Genomic DNA, 20822 nt, shown 5'->3' with positions numbered 1-20822 from the left:
TGTGGGCTTAAGATAACGCCCTGTCGTTCGCTTGCCCGCATCGAATCCACGCGCCTCGCCGCCCTCGCTGGTCTTGATCGACTGGGCGTCGATCACGGCGGCCGACGGCTCGGGATCGCGTCCGGCCCCGATCCGGACCTGGCGGCGGAGCTCGTCGTGAACGCGGTCCCAGGTGCCGTCCCGGCGCCACTTGGTGAACCAGCGGTGGGCCGCGTCCCAGGGCATCAGATCGCGCGGGAGCATCCGCCACTGGCAGCCCGAGCGCAGCACGTAGAAGACCGAGTCGAGCACCAACCGGTCTCCGTACTTGCGCACCCCGCCGCCTTTTCGCAGGTCACGCACGGGAAGGAGCGGCTGGATGACCTCCCACATCTCATCGGTCAGGCTGGATGGATAGCATGGGCCGCTGACGGCCTCGGAGTTGTCGCACTGGCACACACCACGTGATCATTCCGGGGCCGTCGCCATGCCCGGAGGGCAGATCGCGACCGTCACGCTTCACGCATGATCAGCCACCCGACAGGCTCTCAGACGCGTCGGCAGCGGCGAAGCGGTCCTGCACCGCCGCTTCTCCGACCGCCCGGGCATCATGCGCGACCAGCTCCAGCGCCTCCTGGACGCCTCCGAGGTGCCCGGCATCACTATCCAGGTCATGCCGCTGGACGCCACCCCGCACCCCGGCGGAGCCGGCGCCTTCGACCTGGCCTCCTTCCCCGTCCCGATGCCCACCGTCGTGCAGTTCGAGAATCTCAAGGGCACCAGCTACGTCGAGGGCACCGACGACGTGAAGCTCTACGACGACGCGTTCGGCCAGATCGTGGCCGCCGCCCTGCCGGTGAGCGACTCACTGGCCCGCATCAACCGCCTCATCAACCGCATGAAAGGCACCAGCACGTGAACGACAACACCGCCAAGGCCGACCTGTACGCCCACGACCTGACCGGCGCCGACTGGCGTAAGTCCCCCTACAGCGCCGGCGAGGGCCAGTGCGTGGAGATCACCGACCTGCCCGGCGGCGCCATCGCCGTGCGGGACTGCAAGAACCCTTCGCGCCCCGCTCTGTGCTTCAACGCCGCCGAATGGTCGGCCCTCCGCAAGGGCATGATCGACGGCTCCCTGTAGGACCGGGCAAAGACCGAAAGGGCCGCATCCCCCAGTCGATAGCGGGGGGATGCGGCCCTTGCCGTACAGACGTACCCATGGCCGGGCCGCCTCCACTCCTCGCCCCGCAAAGCCGCCCGGTGCCCCTCAGGCCGCTTCTTCGTCGAAGCCGTCGCGGAGCTTGGTGAAGTCGACGTCCAGGTGCGGCTCGTAGGCGTCGGGGACGATGCCGAGTGCGGCGTACCTGGCGCCGCTGTCCTCATCAGCTCCCGGCCGCAGCCGCCTCATCCCGTGGACTGCGCGGGCCAGGCACCGTGGCCGCCGTAGAGGCGAGGTCCAGGTCGAGACGGCTGTTCATATCCAGTTCGAATCTTCCATACGGATTCACATGGGTCCAGAACAGCGGGGACAGTGCCCGCCGGTCCGCCTCAGTGAGCTTGCCGGCCCACTTCGGGTCGGCCAGAACCTGCTGTACAAGCAAGGTATTCACATGCACGAGGCTGCTCTGCAAAAGGTGCAGGGCGAGCATCGAGACCTCCTGGCTTTCCTTGTCCGCCCCCGTCAGATCGCCGTAGAACAGGTCCTGGTTCGCCGAGTTCCAGTTCTCCACCACCTGCAAACCCTCACCGATCTCCTTGCGCATGTCCGCATCAGAGAGGTAGTCGCAGATGAACGCCGTGCGCACCGCGCGCCCCAACTCCTCGATCGCCTGGTAGGTCGGGTGCTTGGGGCCGCCCTTGGTGAACCGGCGCAGGACCTGTTCGGCCTCGGCGGTGCCCAGGCGCAGGGCGGTGGTGTACTTCACGATCTGGTCGTACTGCTGGGCGATCAGTTCCCAGTCGATCGTCCTGGTGGAGAGCACCGGGGCCAGGTGGGGCCAGTTCTTGTCCTCGCCCGCGGCCGGCCGGTACAGCCGGGCCCGCCCGATGTTCTTCAGCCTGGGCATCAGCTTGAAGTCCAGCATGTGCGCGAAGGCGAACCCGACGATCGAGGCGCCGTGAGTGTCGGTGTACTGGCGGTCCACCTCCATGTCGGTGCAGTGCCGCAGCACGCCCTCGATCATCGCGGCGACCTCGGAGGCCGAACAGGACTTCAGCTGGCTGTAAATGCACACGGACTTTCGTTCCACATGCCAATAAATCATGACCCCGGGGCCCCGGTAGCGCTGGTGCCACTCCGTCATGAAGTTCGACGACCACGCGCCGAACTTGCGGCTGTCTGAGGCACACGCCGTACCCGTGCCCCACCACATCTCATCGCGGGCCGCGAAGGTGGCGTTGACCAGCTTCACCAGCGCGGCGCGCATGTTGGCCCGGTTCACGAACAGGTGCCGCACCCGGCGCAGCGTCGCCTCCGACTCGCCGTGCTTGCCCGTCACCGCGACTCGCTTGATGCCCATGTTGGTGCCCAGCCCGAAGAGGACCAAAAGTAGCCTTCGGCGAAGGATGTCCCTGGACAGGTTCTCTCTCGTTGCCACCGAGGTGAACTCGGCGATGAAGTCGGTGTCGAACTCCGCGTACTTCAAGATGTCCAGGAGGTCGATGGTGCCCCAGCGCCGTTCGATCTCCGTCTTGACGGCGACGAGGTTTTCCGGCTCCTCCTGCTTGGGCCGCGGCGAGACCTTGATCCACCCCTCGCCGTTCTTCTTCACGATCGCCACCCCGCCGGTGGTTTCCTTGGCCAGCGCGGCCTCGAACCGGTCCAGGGCTTCGCGGTGCTTGTTCTGCAGGGCCGCGATGAACTTCGCCGGGTCCTGGGGCTTTTGGATCGCGTCGTAGTGCACGTCCCGGTTGTCCTCGAAGTCCTGCGGCAGGTCGTCCTCCGGGTTGCGCCACCGGTTCGCGCCCACCACCCATATCTCCCGGCGCCGCAACGCTTCGCGCAGACTGACCAGCACGCACAGCTCGTACGGGATGCGCTCGACACGGCCCTTGTCGTCCACCACTGCGGCCCGCCACTGATCGGGCACCACACCCTCCAGCGGCACCGTCTCGGCCGCGTCGAAGAACGCGCCCTCCTTGGCAATGGGCTGGTCCAGGTACCGCTGGAGCAGGTCGATCGCGTCCATCACCGGCCGATAGGCGGTGTTGTTGCACTTGAGCGTCAGCGCCTTCAGCAGAGGGGCGAGCATCCGCCGCCAGTGCGCCGAATACGCCGAGCGCAGCACCGTGCGGACACGCGCCTTGTACTTGGCCTCGTTCGCCGCGGCCTCCGCGGCGAGGGCCTTCAACGTCTTCTCCCCGCCGACCACCGGATAGATCACCCTGCGGACCGTGCCCGAGGGCTCCGACAGAGCGGCCTCGGCGACCCGCAGCATCATCGCCTCCTTGCCGCGCACTTTCTTCAGCTCGCCCGTCAGCTCCTTGTCGACCTTCTTCTCCGCCCTGGTGTTGATCTTCAGCACCAGCTGGATGAACAGCTCCACCAGCGAGTCGGTGATCTCCGTGTGCCGCACGTGGCACAGCGCGGCCAACAAGGTCAGGCGCATCGGCGGCTTCATCCGCTCCAGGTTCGCCGGGTACTCCTTCGACGCCCGCGCCCGCCAGGCGTCCACCTGCTTCTCCGACACGTCCGCGAACAGGTCCGCCGGCAACTCCAGCTTCCGTACCCGCTGGAGCTTGTCCACCTCCGCGAACAGACTCTCCAGCCCCGGTGCCCCCGGGTCCGCCTTGAGCTCGGTGAAGAATGACCGCCCGCCACCTGTTGTTGTCCGGTTCTCGGACGGCTCCGCGCCCACCTCACCGCCAGCGACCAGATCCTCCAGTCGCGAACGGGTCGCGTGGGACAGCCGGTCCACGGTCTTGCGGCAGAACTGCGCGTCGAAGTCCTTGACGGCTTTGCCCACCAGCCGGCCGACCTGACCCGGCGCAGGCGGCTCTATGTGGTCATTGCGGCAGCGGGCTACAACCGCCTCCGCCAACCGCTCGCGGGACATCTCCACCCCCGCACAGCTCCGCCGTCAGCCACTCGGCGAGCTTCTCCTGGTCCTCCTCGGTGTTCGCCCGGAAGCCGAAGGCGTCACGGATCTCCGTCCGGTGACGGGTGGCCGCCCGGCCCTGCCAGTCGTACCCCGCCCACTCCTGCGACGGCACCTTCACCTGCTGGGCTACGTATCCCACCGCGGCGGCCGGGACTTCCCCGTCGGTTTCCGGGAACCGGGCCTCCACCTCGAAGAACTTCAGGAGCATCGCGAAGCCCAGCCTGTTCGCCCCGGACTTGTTCCGCAGCCGCTTCATGTCGTCTTCGAGCAGTGTCCAGACCTCGATGAGCTCTTCCGGTTCCCAGTCCTGACGCACCCTTGCTCCTTCGCCAGCCAATTGGATCACCACATCGTGGCGACCCGTCAGCAAGAGCGAAATCGGTGAATCCAAACCGAGGCCAGATGGTTACTCAGCGTTACTTGTCGGGTGGCCGTAGCTATACGAGAACTGGGCCGACCAGGGGGACGTACGAACGGCCCCGCGCGCCAATGTGGATCTGCCCCGCCGCGGCGTTCCCGGCCGGTCCCGTGGTGACCTCGACGGCCTCCACGGGGGCCGCCGGATCGTCCGGGGTGTACATGCGGATGTCGGGCATGGTCTTTCTCCTCAGGCGTGCGCGCCCACCGTGACCGTGCCGGCGGACGCTTCGGCAATGCCCTCCATGATCTCCCGTCGCGCCGGTCAGCGGTCTCCGGCCCTTCGGCCGCCGCGTCGCCCCTACCAGTCGCCGTCGGCCACCGGCTTCCCCGGTGCGTCGCCAAGCGGCTTCACCTGATGCGGCGACGGCTGCTGCCACGGCGTGTGGTCCTCGCCCAACCACTCACCGACCGGCCGCACACCGCCGAGCGTGTCCGTGGGTGGCAGGTCCTCGCCGTCGGCGTCGTAGTAGTCGAACCAAGGAAGGCCGGCCCGTGTGTACGCGGCCCGGTCGACGGGAGACCGCGGGGGCTCTTCCCCGGTGATGCGCCGCCACTCCGGCGGCGTCACCAGGTGGACGAAGACCCGGCCCGACGGCTCGGAGGCCCAGTCCGAGGCCGGCCGGTCGTCCTTGTAGACCTCCTGGCGCATGGAGCCGCCCACGCCCAGTCCCATCGCCGCCCCCGGGGGCCGGGGCGCGGGCGCACTGCCCCAGCCGCCTCCACCGGCGGACATCATGGCCGGGGCAGCGGCGGCCCCTGGGGCAGGCATGCCGTACCCGCCGCCGGTCTGCGGCATCGTGGCCCGCCGCTCAGCCGCTCGCCGCTGCTCCTCCCGCCACGCTTCCAGCGGGCCGTCCGCGAGCGGCCACGACTGCAGTTGCAGCCCGCCCCATTTCTCCTCGCCGGTGACCTGGCCCTCTACGGTCGCGCCCATTCCCAGCGGCACCGCGACGAACTGCCGCACCGTGCCCGTCCCGGAGTTGATGCCGTCGAGCCAGGGCTGGCGCGGCAGCGTCAGGTAGTTCTGCGGGCCGCGTGAGAGCCGGCTGTTCCACGGCTTGCCCGACACCGCGCACACCTTCCCGACCCCCACCTGAAGGGCGCCGGGTTCCACTGTCCCGGCGAAGCTCAGCCACATCGCTTCGCGCAGATACACGGGCAGCATGACGCCGCCTCTGGCGAGCCACTCCTGCGGCACCGTGGCGGCGTAGTCCTCGACCCTGCGCAGCGGGAAGTGGCCCAGGCCCGGCGGCAGGGCGTGCGTCCCCTTCTCGGGCAGGCGCAGCGTGCGTACGAAACGCACCCGCACCCCGCCCGGCAGCAGCAGACTGTCCCCGTCGATCCGTACGGCCCCGTTGGTCACCGGCGCGTTCCCCTCGCTTCGGTTCTACTGGTCGCTCCCGGTGTTATAACGCCGGTGCCGTACCGTCCGGTTCCATTCGAAGGTTTCCGTCGTTCCCGTGAACGGACCCGTGGCGGTGTCACCGAAGTAACGGATCCGGTAGATGCCGGGGGGTGTGTCCGCAGGCACGTCCCAGGTGACCGTCACTGTGGATGCCTGTGGGGCTGACGCACTCGCTCTGGTCCAGCGGAAAGTGGTGGACCAGTCGCCGTCGTCGGCGATCCTGGTCCATTCCCCGGCGTCCCCGCGTTCCACCGCCAGATAAGTGGCTCCCCTGCGCAGGTCGTTGCCCGGATGGGCGCCCACGAAGCGGGCCGTGACACGGGTGTCCGTACGGACAAGGGAGAGGACGTCGCCGAAGTGCCTTCCGGGATGCGGTACGTCGCTCCCCCGTCGCCGGTACCGCGCGCGGGGCGGCCGTATACGCTCCGGCGTGCCCGGGGTGACGGGCCTGCCGTCGCGCATGGCTTCCGCGAGTGCCGCAGCGCTCTGGCAGAGGGCCGGCAGCTCCCAGCGGCCGAAGAGTGTGCTGCCGCCCTCGTACTCCTGGGCGTCGTACTCCTCGGGTGTCGTCACATAGTGCGCGTACGCGTTGCTGTAGCCCGCGACCAGTACGTTCCGCAGTTCCGCACCGACGATCGCGGCGACGGTACGCCGCAGCCGCAGCCCCGCCACGATCGTGACCTCGGCGGGAAGGCCGACCAGGTACAGCGGGCCGATGCGCAGCAACTGCACCGGCAACCGTTCCTGGACCATGGGGCGGACACGGTTGACGGGCCCCGCCGGCAGGCACATTCCCTTGGGTGCCTGAGCGTCGCGCAGGCGGGGCGCGAGGGGGTAGACGACCTGGTGCGACAGGGTGTCCCAGAGCAGGTTGCGGCCCGGCCTGAAGCCCCTGAACCCCGGTCCGTCCACCCAGGCCCCCGCGAAGGCCGCCGCGCCCGCGACCGGGCCCGAGGTGCGGTGCGTACGCCCGTCTCCGGTGAATTCGGGCCGTACGGTCACCCGGGAAAGGTTCAGGTGGGTGAGGCGGGCGGCCAGGGCGCCGGGTATCTCGTCGCCGTACAGCGCGGCGGCCGCCGCGTACTGGCGGGTGCCGATGATGCGGGTGTTCTCGAACTCGTCCCCGGTGGGGCCGCTGCCCGGCGCGAGGTAGAGGTTCGGTGACATGTCGCCGGCGTTGGTCTGCGCGAAGGCGGCGACGACGCCGGGGTCCTGCGCTTCCCAGTGAGAGGCGGCGTAGCCCTTGTTGTCGGCGCTGATGAGCGTGTTCGTGTTGGTCATGCTCGTGTTGTGCGTGGCGAACCAATTGACCGTTCCCGTGAGCCGTCCGTTTCGCTCGATGCGCAGCAGCGTGGTCTGCGGGTCCACGGCGTCCGGGAAGTGCGCCCTGTCAGCGGCGGGGTTGCGGTCGAAGGCGCGCCTGGAGCGGTTGACACTGGCCTTGTGGAGCTCGCCGTGGGCCAGGCGCAGTACAGCAGGGGCGAGGTCGGCGTGTGCCGCTTCGGAGGCCTCCACGATGCCGTCGACGATCGCACCGTAGGTACGCTCTCTGAAGCCTCCCGTGTTGCTGTTGTAGAGCGCGTGGTGGAAGTAGCCGCCGGGACCGCAGTGGGTGTGCGTGGCGGTGATCATGACGTTGGACTCGGTGTAGCCGGCGGGCAGTCGCCGAAGCACCGCTCGTACGACTCCTGCCGACATCAGCGGCAGTTCGCACACCACGAGCAACAGCCGCCGCTCACCGTCCGCGAAAGCGAACGCCCGCGCGTGCAGGCGGGTGTGGATTCCGGACGTCTGCTGGCCGGCCTTGCCGTACCCGAGCATCCCGCACTCGGCGGCCTCCCCCGTGATGTCGGCGACACCGCATCCGGCGAGGTAACCCATCAGCCGAAGAGGTCGGGGTCGGACGCCGTGATCTGCTCCCACAGTGGCTGCGCCTGGAACCAGCCCGCGAAGTGGCCGCCGATCTGGGAGCGGGTGTGCAGCGCGGTGTCCCGGTCGATGAGCTTGGGCGTACCCACGGCCATGGCCAGCAACTGCGCCTGGCAGGAGCGTTCCATGGTGATGAACCACCAGACGGCCTCGGCGACGGACTGGCCGACCGTCAGCAGGCCGTGGTTCTGGAGGATGACGGCCTTGTACGAGGCGAGGGCCGCGCCGATGCGCTTGCCCTCCTCCGCGTCGCTGACGACACCCCGGTAGTCGCTGTAGATGCCGTGGTCCTCGAAGAAGGCGCAGGCGTCCTGGGTGATCGGGTCGAGCGGTATGCCGAGGCTGGAGAACGCCTTGCCGTGCAGGGAGTGGGAGTGCGCGGCGGCCAGCGCGTCGGGGCGTGCCTTGTGGACCTCCGAGTGGATGACGAACGCGGCCCGGTTCACCGGGCGGTTGCCGTACAGGAGGTTGCCCTCGTGGTCGACGAGGATCAGGTCGGACGCCTTGATCCGGCTGAAGCTCATGCCGAAGGGGTTGACCCAGAAGGAGCCGGGGTTCTCCGGGTCACGGACGGTGATGTGTCCCGCGACGCCCTCGGAGAACCCGAACTTGCCGAAGAGCCGGAATCCGGCGGCCAGTTGCTCCATGCGGTAGCGCCGTTCCCCTTCGACATCCGCCGAATCGAAGGACGGCGGCGTCGGGAGCGTGACCCCTTCGGGCATGGGTCCGGCGGCTGCCGCGATGACCTGGGACATGGTGGGGGGCGTCGCTTCGGGCATGGTGTGCCTCCTCGTCCATCGGATACATTCGCGTATCCGATTACGGGTCCGGATGCTTTCCGAGGCCGTAGGCGCTGTCAAGGGTCCGGACGAAGGGACCCGCATTTCCGGAAGTGAGGTGGCCGATGCCGAAGGGAACGACCAAGCGGCGGCCGCAGACGCTGGCACGACTGCTGGACTCCGCGCGCGAGGTATTCGCCGAATCGGGCTTCCAGGGCGCCGGGATCGAGGACATCTGCCGACGGGCCGGCTACACCCGTGGCGCCTTCTACTCCAACTTCCGGACCAAGGACGAGCTGTTCTTCGCGCTCTTCGACGCACACGCCGACCGTGAACTCGGGCGCATCGCCCGGACGGCGGCGGAGATCGGCGACGACGAGCTGACCCTCGGCCGGATCGCCGAAGTGCTGGCGTACGTCGATCCGGACGAGCGCACCTGGTTCCTGGTGACCACGGAATTCACCCTGTACGCCATCCGCGACCCGCGGGCGGCCCGGGTACTGGCCGATCATGACGCCCGGCTGCGCGCGGAGGCGGTCCGGCTGCTGCGCGACCTCTTGGAGCGGGCCGGGCTGCGGCCCACTGTCGACCTTGACGACCTGGTCAGGGTCCTCATCGCGATGCGGGAGGGGGCGCTCGGCCAGAGTTACGTCGAACCGGAGCGGCTCGCGCCGGGAGCGCTCGCGCGCCGGTTCCTGCCGCTGCTGCTGGCCGCGTCAACCACGCAGGTCGCCAGTCGCTAGTCGGTGTACTGCTGCCACATCTTGGTGGCCGTCTTCGGATTGCATGCGGAATTCGATTTGTGCGTGACCAGACAGCGATACTGCTTACCCAAATAGGCGGCGCGGTCATTCGCCGAATACTGCCGATTGACTTTCCACTCCGAAAATCCCGCTGCCATGTCCTGACGCCCTTTCGACGGGCCGGCTCACTGCCGGCCCATGCGAATCCTCCCATGGCCGGCGCCTCCCGCCGTCAGCAGCCTCGGAACCTCTTTACATACCGCCGGTATGTAAGTAAGTCGGATGGGAAGCCCCCACTGTCCCGGCGGGCCGATCGCGCCCGGCATGCCGTCTGAACTGCGACAACACCCGCTTGGGGGGCCCACTGTCAGTGGGCGGGTGCACACTGGCCCGTGTCTGAGACAACGGCGTCCTGGAGGTGTCGGCCATGACCGACGTACTGCTCACCGTAGGAACACGCAAAGGGCTCTTCATCGGCCGCAGGCGCGGTGGCGAGTGGGAGCTCGACGGGCCTCATTTCAACGCGCAGGCGGTGTATTCGATCGCCATCGACACCCGCGGCGCGGTGCCCAGGCTGCTCGTCGGCGGGGACAGCTTGCACTGGGGTCCCTCGGTCTTCCACTCCGACGACCTGGGCGCGACCTGGGGCGAGCCGAAGCAACCTGCCGTGAAGTTCCCGGAGTTCACCGAGGCATCACTGGAGCGGGTCTGGCAGCTGCATCCGGCCGCTTCCGAGGCGCCCGGCGTGGTCTACGCGGGGACAGAGCCCGCCGCGCTGTTCCGGTCGGAGGACCGTGGCGAGTCCTTCGAGCTCGTACGGCCACTGTGGGAGCACCCGACGCGCTCGCAGTGGGTGCCGGGCGGTGGCGGCGAGGGGCTGCACACGATCATCACCGATCCGCGTGACGCCCGGGCCGTGACGGTCGCGGTGTCCACGGCCGGGGTCTTTCGCTCGCTGGACGGCGGGGCGAGCTGGACGCCGTCCAACAAGGGGGTGTCGGCGGTGTTCCTGCCCAATCCCGACCCGGAGTTCGGCCAGTGCGTACACAAGATCGCCCAGGATGCGGCCGATCCCGACCGGCTGTATCTGCAGAATCACTGGGGGGTGTTCCGCAGCGACGACGCCGGGGCCAACTGGTCGGACATCGGCGCGGGGCTTCCCTCGACGTTCGGCTTCGCCGCCGCCGCGCATCCGCACCGCGCGGACACGGCGTACGTCTTCCCCATCACGGCTGACTCCGACCGGGTGCCCGCCGAAAACAAGTGCCGGGTCTACCGCACCGGGGACGCGGGCAAGAGCTGGGAGCCGCTGTCGACGGGTCTGCCGCAGGAGCCGCATTACGGAACGGTGCTGCGCGACGCGCTCTGTACGGACGACGCCGACCCGGCGGGCGTGTACTTCGGCAACCGCAACGGCGAGCTCTTCGCGAGCGCGGACGACGGGGACAGCTGGCAGATGCTCGCCGCTCATTTGCCGGATGTGCTGTGCGTGCGGGCGGCCGTCATCGGCTGACCGTGGCAGCGGCGCGGGCGATCCCCGGTTTGGCCGGCCGGGGATCGCCGGCTCCGCAGGGGTGGCGTCATGCAAAGGCGGTGCGCAGGTACGCGGCCGCCTGCCCGAGGGCACGGCTGCCCGCGTCGAGGGTTCCCGCCATGGCGAAGAAGCCGTGGGCCACGCCCGGGTAGCGGGTGGACTCGACCGGGACACCGCTGTCGCGCAGGCGTTGGGCGTACTGCTCACCCTCGTCGCGCAGCGGGTCGTACTCGGCGGTGATCACCAGCGCCTGCGGCAGGCCGGCATGGCTGGATGCGCGCAGCGGGGATACGAGCGGGGTGTTCCCGTCCTCGGGGGAGGTCAGGTAGTTGTCCCAGTACCACTGCACGGACTTGCTGTTGAAGAGCAGCGGATCGTTGTTCTCGCGGCGGGACTCGGTGTCCGCGAGGTAGTCCGTATTGGGGTAGACGAGCAGCTGGGCCCGGATGGCGGGGCCGCCCGCGTCCCGCGCCATGAGGGTCATGGCGGCGGCGAGATTGCCGCCGGCGCTGTCGCCGCCGACAGCGATGCGCGCGGGGTCGGCGCCGAGGCGTGCGGCGTGCTCGGCGGCCAGCGCAGGCCCGCGAAGCAGTCGTGGAGTGCCGCCGGGAACTTGTGCTCAGGCGCCAGGCGGTAACCCACCGCGATGGTGAGGCAGCCGGCGGCATTCGCCAGGCTCCGGCAGATCGCGTCGCTCGTCTCGATGCTCCCCAGTGTCCAGCCGCCGCCGAAGAAGTAGACGAGGACGGGGAGGGGGCCCGGGCCCGCGTCGGGGCGGTAGATGCGGACAGGCAGTGTTCCGGCGGGTCCCGGTATCGACTCGTCGAGCACTTCTCGTACGGGCTCAGGAGTTCCCGCGTCGGCCTGGACAGCGGCGAGGTCGGCCGCCCTGGCCTCGTCCAGTGTCATCTCGTACAACGGCCGTGCGCCTTGCGCGGCACGCTGGTCGTACAGGGCTTGGAGCTGCGGATCAAATGCCATGGTCTCTCCGGTCCGGCCGGGCCGGCTGCGGCCCGGTGGGGTTCCGCGCCGGTGTCTTGGCCAGTCACCGTACCTGCCTGGCCGGCGTCATGATCCTGAACCGGCCAATTCGACCGCTGCCCACCGCCCGGCGGACGGTGCGTACGGCTGCTGCTACGGCAGTTGCCAGTTCACCGGCTGCGAGCCCTGGCGGACCAGCAGTTCATTGGTGCGGCTGAACGGCCGCGAGCCGAAGAAACCGCGGTCCGCCGACATCGGTGACGGGTGCGCGGACTCGACAGCCGGGAGGTCGCCGAGCAAGGGCCGCAGGTTACGGGCATCACGCCCCCACAGGACGGACACCAGCGGCTTTCCGCGCGCCACGAGCGCCCGGATCGCCTGCTCGGTGACCTCTTCCCAGCCCTTGCCACGATGCGCCGCGGGCTTGCGAGGAGCCGTAGTGAGCGCCCTGTTGAGCAGCAGCACGCCCTGCCGGGTCCAAGGAGTCAGGTCACCGTTGGACGGCCGGGACAAGCCGAGGTCCGTGTGCAGCTCCCGGTAGATGTTCTCCAGGCTGCCCGGCAACTGGCGGACCTCGGGCGAGACCGCGAAACTGTGGCCGATGGCCATTCCCGGAGTCGGGTACGGGTCTTGACCCACAATCAGGACACGTACCTCGTCGAAGGGCTGCTGGAAGGCGCGCAGGACATGCGCTCCAGCGGGAAGATAGGTGCGGCCTGCCGCGATCTCCGCACGCAGGAAGTCGCCCATCGCGGCGATGCGCCCGGCCACGGGACGCAGCGCGTCGGCCCATCCGGGCTCGACAAGTTCGTTCAACGGTAGTGCTGCCACGGCAGATCACTCTACCGGCGTACGGCGCACGGGTGCTGCCGGCCCGGGCGCGCGGGGCTCCGGATAGTCTGCCGCCGTCACTCCTCTTCTTCCTGGAGCCGGTCCTTGAGGTCACGCAGGCGTTCGTCGTGGGTGCTGGGGGTCGACTCCGGCGGGTCGGGGCTGCGGGTGGCGCTCGCGGACGCCTCGGACATCGGGCGTACGAAGATCGCCGCATCGCGTGAGCCCGTACGCACGGGGCATGCGGGAATCGACGCGGCGCATCTGCTGGAGCAGTTGCTTCCGATGGCCCGCGCGCTCCTGGGCAACGCCGAAGACCGGGACGGCGCCGCCGAAGACCCGGACGGCGCCGCGTACCCCGTCACGATCGGCGCCGTCGCGATCGGCGCGGCCGGGATGGCGACCCTCGGCGACGATCTGCGGGCCCGGCTGCCCGGGGCGCTGGAGAGCGCGCTGGGCGTACGGCGCCTCGCGCTGGCCGCCGACGCCGTCACGGCGTACGCGGGAGCGCTCGGCCTGCGGCCGGGAGCGGTGGTCGCGGCCGGCACCGGCATGATCGCCCTGGGTACGGACCTGGCGGCCTGGCGCAGGGCCGACGGCTGGGGACATCTGCTCGGTGACTGCGGCGGCGGAGCCTGGATCGGCCGTGCCGGGCTCGAAGCGGCGATGCGCGCCCACGACGGGAGGCCCGGCGGCTCCCCCGCCCTGCTGACCCGCGTGGAGGCGGTTTTCGGTCCCGCGCCCGAGCTGCCCGGTCTGCTCTACCCCCGCGCCGACCGTCCCGCCGTGCTGGCCTCGTTCGCGCCGGAAGTGGCCCACTGCGCGACGGCGGAACCCGCCGATCCGGTCGCGGCGGGGATCCTGCGCGACGCGGCCCGGCACATCGCCGACGCCGCCGCTGCCGTCTGCCCGCCGTCCGGAGCGTGCGATGTGGCCCTCACCGGCGGCCTGTTCAAGATCGGCGACCCGCTGCTCGGACCCCTGCGGGCCGCACTCGCCGAGCGGCTGCCGCACGCCCGTACGGTCTCGGCGGCCGGAGATCCGCTGGCCGGAGCCGTGCGCCTCGCCGCCTCGCTCGCCACCGACAGCCTGCGGCTGCCGGTCGACGGGCGCCTGCTGCACGTACCGACAGAGCAGGGCAGTTGAACTCAAAGCGACTCACGGGACAAATAGGGACAGACACCGCTTCAACGCCCCCTCCCCGAACATCCAAGCACACAAACCCAGTAGCATGCGGCGCCATGAGCTCCCCCACTGGGCCCGCATCCGGCCTGCCTGTACGAATGCCGCGACCACGACAGTCCGGACGGCACCGCCGGCCGGAACCCGCGGTGGCGCCCGAGGGCGCGCCCGCGCTTGTCCTCGCCGTCCCCGGTACCCCGGGCAGCGCGTCGCGCAGCCTGGCGGAGGAAGTCGTCAGTATCGCCCGTTCCGAGCTGCCCGGTCTTGACGCCCGGATCGGCTACCTCGACGGCGACAACGCCGAGTACCCCACTCTTGAGAGTGTCCTCGCGTACACCGCCACCGAGCGCACCGCCCGCTACGAGCAGGCGCTCGCGGCGGGCCGTGAGGTCGCCGAGCCGCAGGGCCCGGTCGCCGTCGTGGTGCCGCTCCTGGCCGGCCCCGAGAACGCCCTGATGCGCCGGATACGCCAGGCCGTCATGGACAGCCGTGCCGCCGTCGAGCTGACCGACGTCCTCGGCCCGCACCCGCTGCTCGCCGAGGCGCTGCACGTGCGCCTGTCAGAGGCCGGTCTGTCCCGCGCCGACCGCGCCAGGCTGTTCACGGTCGCCACGGCGGCCGACGGCATCATCCTGGCCACCGTGGGCGGCGACGAGGCCGTGCAGGCCGCCGGCATCACCGGCATGCTGCTGGCCGCGCGTCTCGCCGTACCGGTGATCGCTGCCGCGCTCGACGAGGAGGGTTCGGTCGGCGCCGTCGCGGAGCAGCTGCGCGGTTCCGGCTCGACGCAGCTCGCCCTGGCGCCGTACGTGATCGGTCCCGAGGTGCCCGACAGCCTCCTGGACGCGGCCGTCAAGGAGGCGGACTGCGCGACCGCCGAGCCGCTGGGCGCGTACCCGGCGATCGGCAAGCTCGCGCTGTCGCACTACACGACGGCGCTGGGCATCGCCCCGCAACAGCAGGCGCAGGGCATGCAGGCCCACTGAGTGCATTCGGGGGCCCGCACCGAACAACCGGGTGCGGGCCCCCGGGCGTTCCCGTCAGCCGAAGACGACGCAAGAGGCCGCCGGGGCCTTGATGGAGCCCGCGCGGCGCGGGATGCCCGTCTCCTGGTCGATGTCGAACCAGGTGACGTTCCCGGAGCGTTCGTTGGCGGCGTACAGCCTGCGCCCCGAGGGGTCCAGGGCGAGGTCGCGCGGCCACTGACCGCCGCACTCCACCGTCGTCACGAACTCCGCCTTCGCTCCGGACTCGTCGAGCGCGAGGACGGCGATGCTGTCGTGCCCCCGGTTGGCCACCCACAGGAAGCGCCCGTCGCGGGCGACGACGACCTCGGAGGGGTACGTCGGCCCTTCCGTGCCCGCGGCCACCACAGGAGCTTCACCGAGCGCTACGAGCACTCCGGACTCGGCGTCCCAGCGGCAGACGGTGACGGTCGGCTCCAGCTCGCCCAGGACGTACGCGTGACCGCCCGTGGGGTGGAAGGCCAGGTGGCGCGGCCCGGAGCCCGGCCGCAGCGCGGTCTCGGTGTGCACGCGCAGCGTCCCGGTGGTGGCCGCCAGCTCGCAGACCCGTACGGAGTCGGTGCCGAGGTCGACGCTGAGCACCCACCGTCCCGTGGGGTCGGGCAGCACTTGGTGCGCGTGCGGTGCCGCCTGGCGGTCCTGGTCGGGACCGTTGCCGCGGTGGTGCAGTACGCCGGTGGCCGCTTCCGGAGCGCCGTCCGCGCCGACCGGGAGCACCGTGACGCTCCCCGAACCGTAGTTGGCGGTCAGCAGATGCCCGGCGGCGAGCGCGAGATGGGTGGGCGCGGCGCCGCCCACGAGGACCGGCTCGCCGGCCGGGACCGGTGCGCCGTCGCCGGTCACGTCGAAGGCCGCGACCGCCCCGTCGTCGGCCTCACTCACGGCGTACAGAACCGTTCCGCCGGGGGCGAGCGCGAGGAACGACGGGTCGGTGACGGCGTCGGTCGACCCGAGCACGGTGAGCGCGCCCGTCTCCCGGTCCACGGCGGCGGCAACGATCCCGCGCCCGCCTGCCGAGGTGAACGACCCGATGAATGCCCGCCCGGACCGCCCAGCCCGCTCGGCCTCGTTGCTGCTGCTCACCGTGGAGCCCCTTTCCGCCAGTTGACCGCGTACAGCCGCAAGAGGCTGTGACGACTTCGATCACATTCTGCCGGGGTGCCGACGTTCAATGGTAGAAGCCGGTCTAGACCACATCACTGGCCCCGCGTACGCGGGGCGCGGTTCGGTCAGCGTGATGCTGAGCGCGGCACAGTGTCCAGCGGGGAGCGCGGCGAGCTTCGCAAGGGCTCGTCGAGCTGGGCGAGCAGTGTCTCCAGGCCGTGGAGATGGGCGAGCGCCGGCTCGACGGGGAGCGGCATCGGGTCGGCGGCCGCTGTGGTCCCGCTCTCGGTGTCGGGTACGGCCCCGGGCGTACCCGGCGAGACCAGCGCCCCTACCGCCGCTTCGACCCGCCAGCAGGCCGCTGCGAGCCGGGCGTCATGGCCTGCGTACGGGTCCGCCGCCACGGAAGCCAGTCCGCGTACCTCTCGGGCACATTCGTCGAGCAGCGCGAGCACCTGGCGCGCCCGGGCCTTGCGGGCACGGAACGGGCTGAGCGGATGAATCAGCGGCGCGAGGGAGAGCCGCACGCGCCCGAGCAGCAGCTCCAGTTCGGCGGCCCGCGGAGCCGGGTCGGCATCGTCCGATCCCGCCAGCCGTGCGACCGCCTCGGCCGTGCAGGCGCGCACGCAGTGCAGGGCGCGCTGGATCCAGGCGTCGGTGGCGCCGTGGGTGGTGACGGGCAGGACGAGGGCGACGGCGAGGGCCGCGCCGATCGCGCCGACGGCGGTCTCCTCGAAGCGCAGGAGCAGCAGTCCGGGGTGCAGGACGCCGAGCAGTCCGTACAGCAGACCGGCCATGACGGTCACGAAGAACATCATCCAGCTGTACGAGGGCGCGGCCGTGTAGAAGATCCCGAAGACGCATACCGCGACCAGCGCGGCGGTCGCCGCGGGGGCCCCGGCGATCGGGACCGCGATCAGCAAGCCGGCTCCGATGCCGGCGACCGTACCGAGTACGCGACGAAAGCCCCGTACCAGGGTCTCGCCGCGCGCCGTGGTGTTGACGAAGATCCACCAGGCAGTGCCGACGGCCCAGTACCAGCGCTCCTGGGAGAGCAGCTGGCCCAGTGCGAGCGCGAACGCGCACGCGGCGGTGACCTGGAACGCCTGGCGGGTGGTGGGCCGGGCGAGGCCGCGCCCGGTCAGCGGGGCCGGGGCGGCGGGCGGCGGGGTGCGCCGCTCGATGCACCACGCCCCGAAGCGCACGGCGGCCGACACGGCGACGGCGAGCGCGACGGCGGCGTACAGCTCGGGCAGCTGGCCGGGGACGGCGTGCAGGAACTGGGTGGCGAAGAACTGCATGAACGCGAAGATGCCGAGCGCGTGCCCGCGCGGCCCCCACCGCCTGGCGTACGCGCCGCAGAAGACGACCAGGAGAAACGCCAGGTCGCGCAGGAGCGGCGCACCGTGCAGGGCCGTCGCGAGGGCGAGGACCGGGAAGCCCGCGACCGGGAGCAGCGCGGTCGTGACGGCCTGGCGGCGCGTGGTCGCGTCCTGGACGGTGAAGAGCGCGAGGAGCGCGGCGAGTCCCGCGGTGATGGAGGCGGTCAGGGACAGCCCGGCCAGTTCGGCGGCTGCCACCGACAGCCCCACGCCGATGACGGCGCGCGTGGAGACGCGCAGACGCAGGAGCCCCGGATCAGGAGCGGTAAACATCCTCTTCACGACGGTTGGTTCCGCCCCCCTCGCTCTTCAGACATGGCAAAGGCGCCGCGGGTCCGGAGGCGGCTTCGTTGCCGTCCGGCGCTGGCGGCGCCATCAATGAGTAAAGGAAAGCATCAAGAGGCACACTGGCTCAACTCGATGAGATGACACTGGACCATTGGTACTGTTTACGTTCAGAAGACCGGGCCAGAAGGAGACCAACGGATCATGGCAGTGGACGAGCTCGACACCCGTATCCTGCGCCTCCTCATCGAGCAGCCGCGCACCAGCGTGCGCGAGTACGCCCGTCTCCTGGGCATCGCCCGCGGGACGCTCCAGGCCCGGCTAGACCGGCTGGAGCGCGACGGCGTGATCACCGGTACGGGCCCCGCCCTGTCCCCCGCCGCTCTCGGCCACCCCGTGCTGGCCTTCGTACACGTCGAGGTCACCCAGGGTCATCTGGACGAGGTGGGTGACGCGCTGGCTGCCGTACCCGAGATCATCGAGGCGTTCTCCATCACCGGCGGCGGCGATCTGGTGACGCGGGTGGCGGCCCGCGACAACGGGCATCTGGAGGACGTCATCCAGCGGCTGATCCAGATTCCCGGCGTCGTACGGACACGGACCGAGGTGGCGCTGCGCGAGCGGGTGCCGCACCGGCTGCTTCCACTGGTGGAGTCGGTGGGCAGGGCGGCGGCCGCGCAGCGGGACTGAGCGGCGGGCTTGGCATGCTGGTGCCATGAGCCACCTGCACCGCACCGCGGTCATCTTCCACCTCGACGGCACGCTCGTGGACAGCGAGCCGAACTACTACCGGGCGGGCAGGCAGCTGCTCGCCCAGTACGGCGTCACGGACTTCGGCTGGGACGAGCACACCCGCTTCATCGGCATCGGCACGCGCGAGACGCTGGCGGCCCTGCGTGAGCAGTACGGGATCACGGCGCCGCTCGACGAGATGCTCGCCGGCAAGAACCGGCTGTATCTGGAGCTGGCCGCCGCTGCCACCGAGGTGTTCCCCGAGATGCGGAAGTTCGCCGAGCGGCTGCACGCCGAACGGACGCCGGTGATCGTGGCCTCGGGCTCGTCCCGGGCCGCCATCGAGGCGGTGCTCGCGGGCACCGGCCTGGACGCCCTGATCACCGACCTCGTCTCGGCCGAAGAGGTCCCGCACGGCAAGCCCGCGCCCGACGTCTTCCTGAAGGCCGCCCGCAGGATCGGCGCGGCGCCGGCCGACTGCGTGGTCCTGGAGGACGCCCCGGCCGGCGCGGCGGCGGCGCACGCGGCGGGCATGCGCTGCGTCGCCGTGCCGTATGTGCGCGGGACGGCGAACGATCCGGCGTTCGCCACGGCCGGACTGCTCTTCCCGGGCGGCCAGAGCGAGTTCACGGCGCAGGCGGCGTACGACTGGATCGGACAGCGGCCTGCCCGTGAGTGCTGGTGACGCCGAAATACGTCACCGGCACGATCGGGGCATTTCGCGCTCCCGCGAGGGAAGTACCCCTCCATGACAACGTTCCGCCCCGCTCCCGCCTGGCTGGCCGACGCCGTCTTCTACCAGATCTATCCGCAGTCCTTCGCCGACTCCAACGGCGACGGCATCGGTGACTTCAACGGCATCACCGAACGCCTGGGCCACCTCGCCTGGCTGGGTGTGAACACGGTCTGGCTCAACCCGTGCTTCGCCTCGCCCTTCCTCGACGCCGGCTACGACATCAGCGACTACCTCACGGTCGCCCCGCGCTACGGCACCAACGACGACCTCGCCGCCCTCGTGGAAGCGGCCGGCCGCCGGAGCATCCGCGTACTCCTCGACCTCGTCGCCGGACACACCTCCGACCAGCACCCCTGGTTCACCGCCTCCGCCGACGACACCGACGACGACCGCTATATCTGGACCGACGGGACCCAGCCGGCCCCGGCGCGGTTCGTCGCTTCTCCCGGCGCCCGCCCCGGGGCGTACCTGCCGAACTTCTTCGACTCCCAGCCCGCCCTCAACTTCGGTTACGCCCGCATGAATCCGGCCGAACCGTGGCGCCGGCCCGTCGACGCCGAGGGCCCGCGCGCCAACCGCGCCGCGCTCCGCGACATCATGGACCACTGGCTCGGCCTCGGCCTGGCCGGCTTCCGCGTCGACATGGCGGCCTCGCTCGTCAAGGACGACGCCGACACGAGCGAGACCTCGAAGATCTGGACCGAGCTGCGCCACTGGCTCGACGCCGCTCACCCCGAGGCGGTCCTGCTGTCGGAGTGGGGCGACCCGGTCGTGTCCGTACCGGCGGGCTTCCATGCCGACTTCTTCCTCCAGTTCGGCGGCCCCACCGTAGGCCGCCCGCTGCGCTCCCTGTGGAACAACCGGCACGGCACCGACAACGACGACTGGGACCCCGTCGACTGCTTCTTCGACCCCGGCGGCAAAGGCTCGCCCCGCCCCTTCGTCGAAGTGTGGCAGGACGCCGCCGCCGCCATCAACGGCCTCGGATTCGCCGCCCTGCCCACCGCCAACCACGACTTCGCCCGCCTCAACTGCGGCCCGCGCACCCCCGAGCAGCTCCCCGCCGCGTTCGCCTTCCAGCTCACCTGGCCGACGCTCCCCGCCATCTATTACGGCGACGAGATCGGCATGCGCTTCGTGCCCGGCCTCCCCGACACCGAAGGCAGCGTCCTGGGCCCGCGCTACAACCGGGCGGGCTCCCGTACGCCGATGCAGTGGGACGCCACTCCGGGGGCCGGTTTCTCCACTGCCCCGCCGGAGCGCTTCTATCTGCCCCTGGACCCCGACCCGGACCGCCCCACGGTGGCCGCCCAGCGCCGCGACGATGGCTCACTGCTGCACCTGGTCCGCCGCCTCGTCGCCCTGCGCACGACCACCCCGGAATTCGGGAGCGCGGGCGCAGTGGCCGTCCTGCACGACGGCCATCCCTTCGTCTACACACGGGGCGGGCGCTACCTGGTCGTCATCAATCCCCAGCGCGCGACGGCTGCCATCACCCTGCCGGAAGGCATCTCCAGCAGTCCCCGGCCCCGGCCGGTGGAGGTCTCCGGCGTACACGTCGATGGCCGCACAATCACGGCGGAAGCTTTCGCATACGGCGTCTTCGACCTCAGCCACTTTCGACCTCAGTCACTAAGGAACGACCAGGGAAGCACCTAGAAGACTCATGAAGA

The 20822-nt window shown here is 70.5% G+C and carries 20 protein-coding genes and 2 pseudogenes; 9 read left to right on the top strand and 13 right to left on the bottom strand.

All coding sequences use genetic code 11. From position 1 onward, the window contains the following. Positions 1–15 precede the first annotated feature (15 nt). Positions 16–438, bottom strand: a pseudogene (locus J7E89_RS40135) (IS5 family transposase); the annotation flags it as partial. Positions 439–556: 118 nt separating this feature from the next. On the opposite strand from J7E89_RS40135, the gene J7E89_RS40130 reads away from it, so the two are divergent. Together J7E89_RS40130 and J7E89_RS40125 are read left to right on the top strand one after the other, a co-directional pair. Then, positions 557–898 (top strand): DUF5753 domain-containing protein, encoded by a 342-nt coding sequence (locus tag J7E89_RS40130; RefSeq protein WP_308315777.1) that lies wholly within the window; start codon positions 557–559, stop codon positions 896–898. After that, the gene (locus J7E89_RS40125; RefSeq protein ID WP_214981448.1) at positions 895–1122 is read left to right on the top strand and encodes a DUF397 domain-containing protein; all 228 of its coding nucleotides are present in this window, start codon (positions 895–897) and stop codon (positions 1120–1122) included. Before J7E89_RS40130 ends, J7E89_RS40125 begins: the two co-directional genes overlap by 4 nt. Positions 1123–1248: 126 nt before the next feature. On the opposite strand, the gene J7E89_RS40120 is transcribed toward J7E89_RS40125, so the two are convergent. The 7 genes from J7E89_RS40120 to J7E89_RS40090 form a co-directional block, all read right to left on the bottom strand. After that, on the bottom strand, positions 1249–1389 hold the full coding sequence (locus J7E89_RS40120) for a hypothetical protein (RefSeq protein WP_214981446.1): 141 nt from the start codon (positions 1387–1389) through the stop codon (positions 1249–1251). Next, on the bottom strand, positions 1364–4036 hold the full coding sequence (locus J7E89_RS40115; RefSeq protein ID WP_251061753.1) for a Tn3 family transposase: 2673 nt from the start codon (positions 4034–4036) through the stop codon (positions 1364–1366). Before J7E89_RS40115 ends, J7E89_RS40120 begins: the two co-directional genes overlap by 26 nt. Then, positions 3987–4397 carry a DUF4158 domain-containing protein gene (locus J7E89_RS40110; protein WP_214981442.1) on the bottom strand — a complete coding sequence of 137 codons (411 nt, stop codon included), beginning with the start codon at positions 4395–4397 and terminating at the stop codon, positions 3987–3989. The genes J7E89_RS40115 and J7E89_RS40110 overlap by 50 nt, the downstream gene beginning before the upstream one ends. A 121-nt stretch (positions 4398–4518) precedes the next feature. Then, positions 4519–4677, bottom strand: coding sequence for a hypothetical protein (locus J7E89_RS40105; RefSeq protein ID WP_214981440.1), 159 nt, complete (start codon positions 4675–4677; stop codon positions 4519–4521). 122 nt (positions 4678–4799) lie between these two features. Continuing rightward, positions 4800–5864: a hypothetical protein gene (locus tag J7E89_RS40100; RefSeq protein ID WP_214981438.1), complete on the bottom strand. Its 1065-nt coding sequence runs from the start codon at positions 5862–5864 to the stop codon at positions 4800–4802. Positions 5865–5888: 24 nt separating this feature from the next. Further along, entirely contained in the window at positions 5889–7787 is a 1899-nt protein-coding gene (locus tag J7E89_RS40095; RefSeq protein WP_214981436.1) for a neutral/alkaline non-lysosomal ceramidase N-terminal domain-containing protein, read from the bottom strand. Then, on the bottom strand, positions 7787–8614 hold the full coding sequence (locus J7E89_RS40090; protein ID WP_374196999.1) for a class II aldolase/adducin family protein: 828 nt from the start codon (positions 8612–8614) through the stop codon (positions 7787–7789). Before J7E89_RS40090 ends, J7E89_RS40095 begins: the two co-directional genes overlap by 1 nt. Before the next feature lie 125 nt (positions 8615–8739). Between J7E89_RS40090 and J7E89_RS40085 the strand changes: the two genes are divergently transcribed. After that, on the top strand, positions 8740–9357 hold the full coding sequence (locus J7E89_RS40085) for a TetR/AcrR family transcriptional regulator (protein WP_214981434.1): 618 nt from the start codon (positions 8740–8742) through the stop codon (positions 9355–9357). On the opposite strand, the gene J7E89_RS42605 is transcribed toward J7E89_RS40085, so the two are convergent. Beyond that, positions 9354–9515: a carbohydrate-binding protein gene (locus J7E89_RS42605; RefSeq protein WP_374196998.1), complete on the bottom strand. Its 162-nt coding sequence runs from the start codon at positions 9513–9515 to the stop codon at positions 9354–9356. The two genes, J7E89_RS40085 and J7E89_RS42605, sit on opposite strands and share 4 nt — an antisense overlap. 269 nt (positions 9516–9784) lie before the next feature. Between J7E89_RS42605 and J7E89_RS40080 the strand changes: the two genes are divergently transcribed. After that, positions 9785–10870 carry a sialidase family protein gene (locus tag J7E89_RS40080; RefSeq protein ID WP_214981432.1) on the top strand — a complete coding sequence of 362 codons (1086 nt, stop codon included), beginning with the start codon at positions 9785–9787 and terminating at the stop codon, positions 10868–10870. 67 nt (positions 10871–10937) lie between these two features. Here J7E89_RS40080 and J7E89_RS40075 read toward each other — a convergent pair. Together J7E89_RS40075 and J7E89_RS40070 are read right to left on the bottom strand one after the other, a co-directional pair. After that, positions 10938–11800, bottom strand: a pseudogene (locus tag J7E89_RS40075) (alpha/beta hydrolase). A 225-nt stretch (positions 11801–12025) separates the two neighbouring features. After that, complete coding sequence (locus J7E89_RS40070) at positions 12026–12703, bottom strand: uracil-DNA glycosylase (protein WP_214981430.1); 678 nt, start codon at positions 12701–12703, stop codon at positions 12026–12028. A gap of 105 nt (positions 12704–12808) precedes the next feature. Here J7E89_RS40070 and J7E89_RS40065 point away from each other — a divergent pair, with 105 nt between their 5' ends. Both J7E89_RS40065 and J7E89_RS40060 read left to right on the top strand, forming a co-directional pair. Next, positions 12809–13849 carry an N-acetylglucosamine kinase gene (locus tag J7E89_RS40065; RefSeq protein WP_214981428.1) on the top strand — a complete coding sequence of 347 codons (1041 nt, stop codon included), beginning with the start codon at positions 12809–12811 and terminating at the stop codon, positions 13847–13849. A 95-nt stretch (positions 13850–13944) separates the two neighbouring features. After that, positions 13945–14871, top strand: a complete 927-nt coding sequence (locus tag J7E89_RS40060) for a sirohydrochlorin chelatase (RefSeq protein WP_214981427.1) — start codon at positions 13945–13947, stop codon at positions 14869–14871. Between the two features lie 54 nt (positions 14872–14925). Here J7E89_RS40060 and J7E89_RS40055 read toward each other — a convergent pair whose 3' ends face one another. Together J7E89_RS40055 and J7E89_RS40050 are read right to left on the bottom strand one after the other, a co-directional pair. Then, the gene (locus J7E89_RS40055) at positions 14926–15993 is read right to left on the bottom strand and encodes a lactonase family protein (protein WP_214981426.1); all 1068 of its coding nucleotides are present in this window, start codon (positions 15991–15993) and stop codon (positions 14926–14928) included. A gap of 146 nt (positions 15994–16139) precedes the next feature. Then, positions 16140–17669, bottom strand: a complete 1530-nt coding sequence (locus tag J7E89_RS40050) for an FUSC family protein (protein WP_214981463.1) — start codon at positions 17667–17669, stop codon at positions 16140–16142. Between the two features lie 216 nt (positions 17670–17885). Here J7E89_RS40050 and J7E89_RS40045 point away from each other — a divergent pair, with 216 nt between their 5' ends. From J7E89_RS40045 to J7E89_RS40035, 3 genes are all read left to right on the top strand, one after another. Beyond that, complete coding sequence (locus tag J7E89_RS40045; RefSeq protein WP_214981425.1) at positions 17886–18371, top strand: Lrp/AsnC family transcriptional regulator; 486 nt, start codon at positions 17886–17888, stop codon at positions 18369–18371. 25 nt (positions 18372–18396) lie between these two features. Next, positions 18397–19098, top strand: coding sequence for an HAD family phosphatase (locus tag J7E89_RS40040; RefSeq protein ID WP_214981424.1), 702 nt, complete (start codon positions 18397–18399; stop codon positions 19096–19098). Between the two features lie 63 nt (positions 19099–19161). Beyond that, the gene (locus J7E89_RS40035) at positions 19162–20808 is read left to right on the top strand and encodes an alpha-amylase family glycosyl hydrolase (protein ID WP_214981423.1); all 1647 of its coding nucleotides are present in this window, start codon (positions 19162–19164) and stop codon (positions 20806–20808) included. Positions 20809–20822 lie beyond the last annotated feature (14 nt).

The sequence above is a fragment of the Streptomyces sp. ISL-100 genome, assembly GCF_018614615.1.
GTDB lineage: Bacteria > Actinomycetota > Actinomycetes > Streptomycetales > Streptomycetaceae > Streptomyces.
The sequence above is the reverse complement of the archived record's forward strand: the minus strand, read 5'-3'. Positions and strand labels throughout refer to the sequence as shown.

Excerpts from the sequence above, each read along its gene's own strand:
- J7E89_RS40120 (WP_214981446.1), bottom strand. The coding sequence starts at position 1,389 with ATGAGGCGGCTGCGGCCGGGAGCTGATGAGGACAGCGGCGCCAGGTAC.
- J7E89_RS40115 (WP_251061753.1), bottom strand. The coding sequence starts at position 4,036 with ATGTCCCGCGAGCGGTTGGCGGAGGCGGTTGTAGCCCGCTGCCGCAAT.
- J7E89_RS40105 (WP_214981440.1), bottom strand. The coding sequence starts at position 4,677 with ATGCCCGACATCCGCATGTACACCCCGGACGATCCGGCGGCCCCCGTG.
- J7E89_RS40095 (WP_214981436.1), bottom strand. The coding sequence starts at position 7,787 with ATGGGTTACCTCGCCGGATGCGGTGTCGCCGACATCACGGGGGAGGCC.
- J7E89_RS40090 (WP_374196999.1), bottom strand. The coding sequence starts at position 8,614 with ATGCCCGAAGCGACGCCCCCCACCATGTCCCAGGTCATCGCGGCAGCC.
- J7E89_RS40085 (WP_214981434.1), top strand. The coding sequence starts at position 8,740 with ATGCCGAAGGGAACGACCAAGCGGCGGCCGCAGACGCTGGCACGACTG.
- J7E89_RS42605 (WP_374196998.1), bottom strand. The coding sequence starts at position 9,515 with ATGGCAGCGGGATTTTCGGAGTGGAAAGTCAATCGGCAGTATTCGGCG.
- J7E89_RS40080 (WP_214981432.1), top strand. The coding sequence starts at position 9,785 with ATGACCGACGTACTGCTCACCGTAGGAACACGCAAAGGGCTCTTCATC.
- J7E89_RS40060 (WP_214981427.1), top strand. The coding sequence starts at position 13,945 with ATGAGCTCCCCCACTGGGCCCGCATCCGGCCTGCCTGTACGAATGCCG.
- J7E89_RS40050 (WP_214981463.1), bottom strand. The coding sequence starts at position 17,669 with ATGTTTACCGCTCCTGATCCGGGGCTCCTGCGTCTGCGCGTCTCCACG.
- J7E89_RS40045 (WP_214981425.1), top strand. The coding sequence starts at position 17,886 with ATGGCAGTGGACGAGCTCGACACCCGTATCCTGCGCCTCCTCATCGAG.
- J7E89_RS40040 (WP_214981424.1), top strand. The coding sequence starts at position 18,397 with ATGAGCCACCTGCACCGCACCGCGGTCATCTTCCACCTCGACGGCACG.
- J7E89_RS40035 (WP_214981423.1), top strand. The coding sequence starts at position 19,162 with ATGACAACGTTCCGCCCCGCTCCCGCCTGGCTGGCCGACGCCGTCTTC.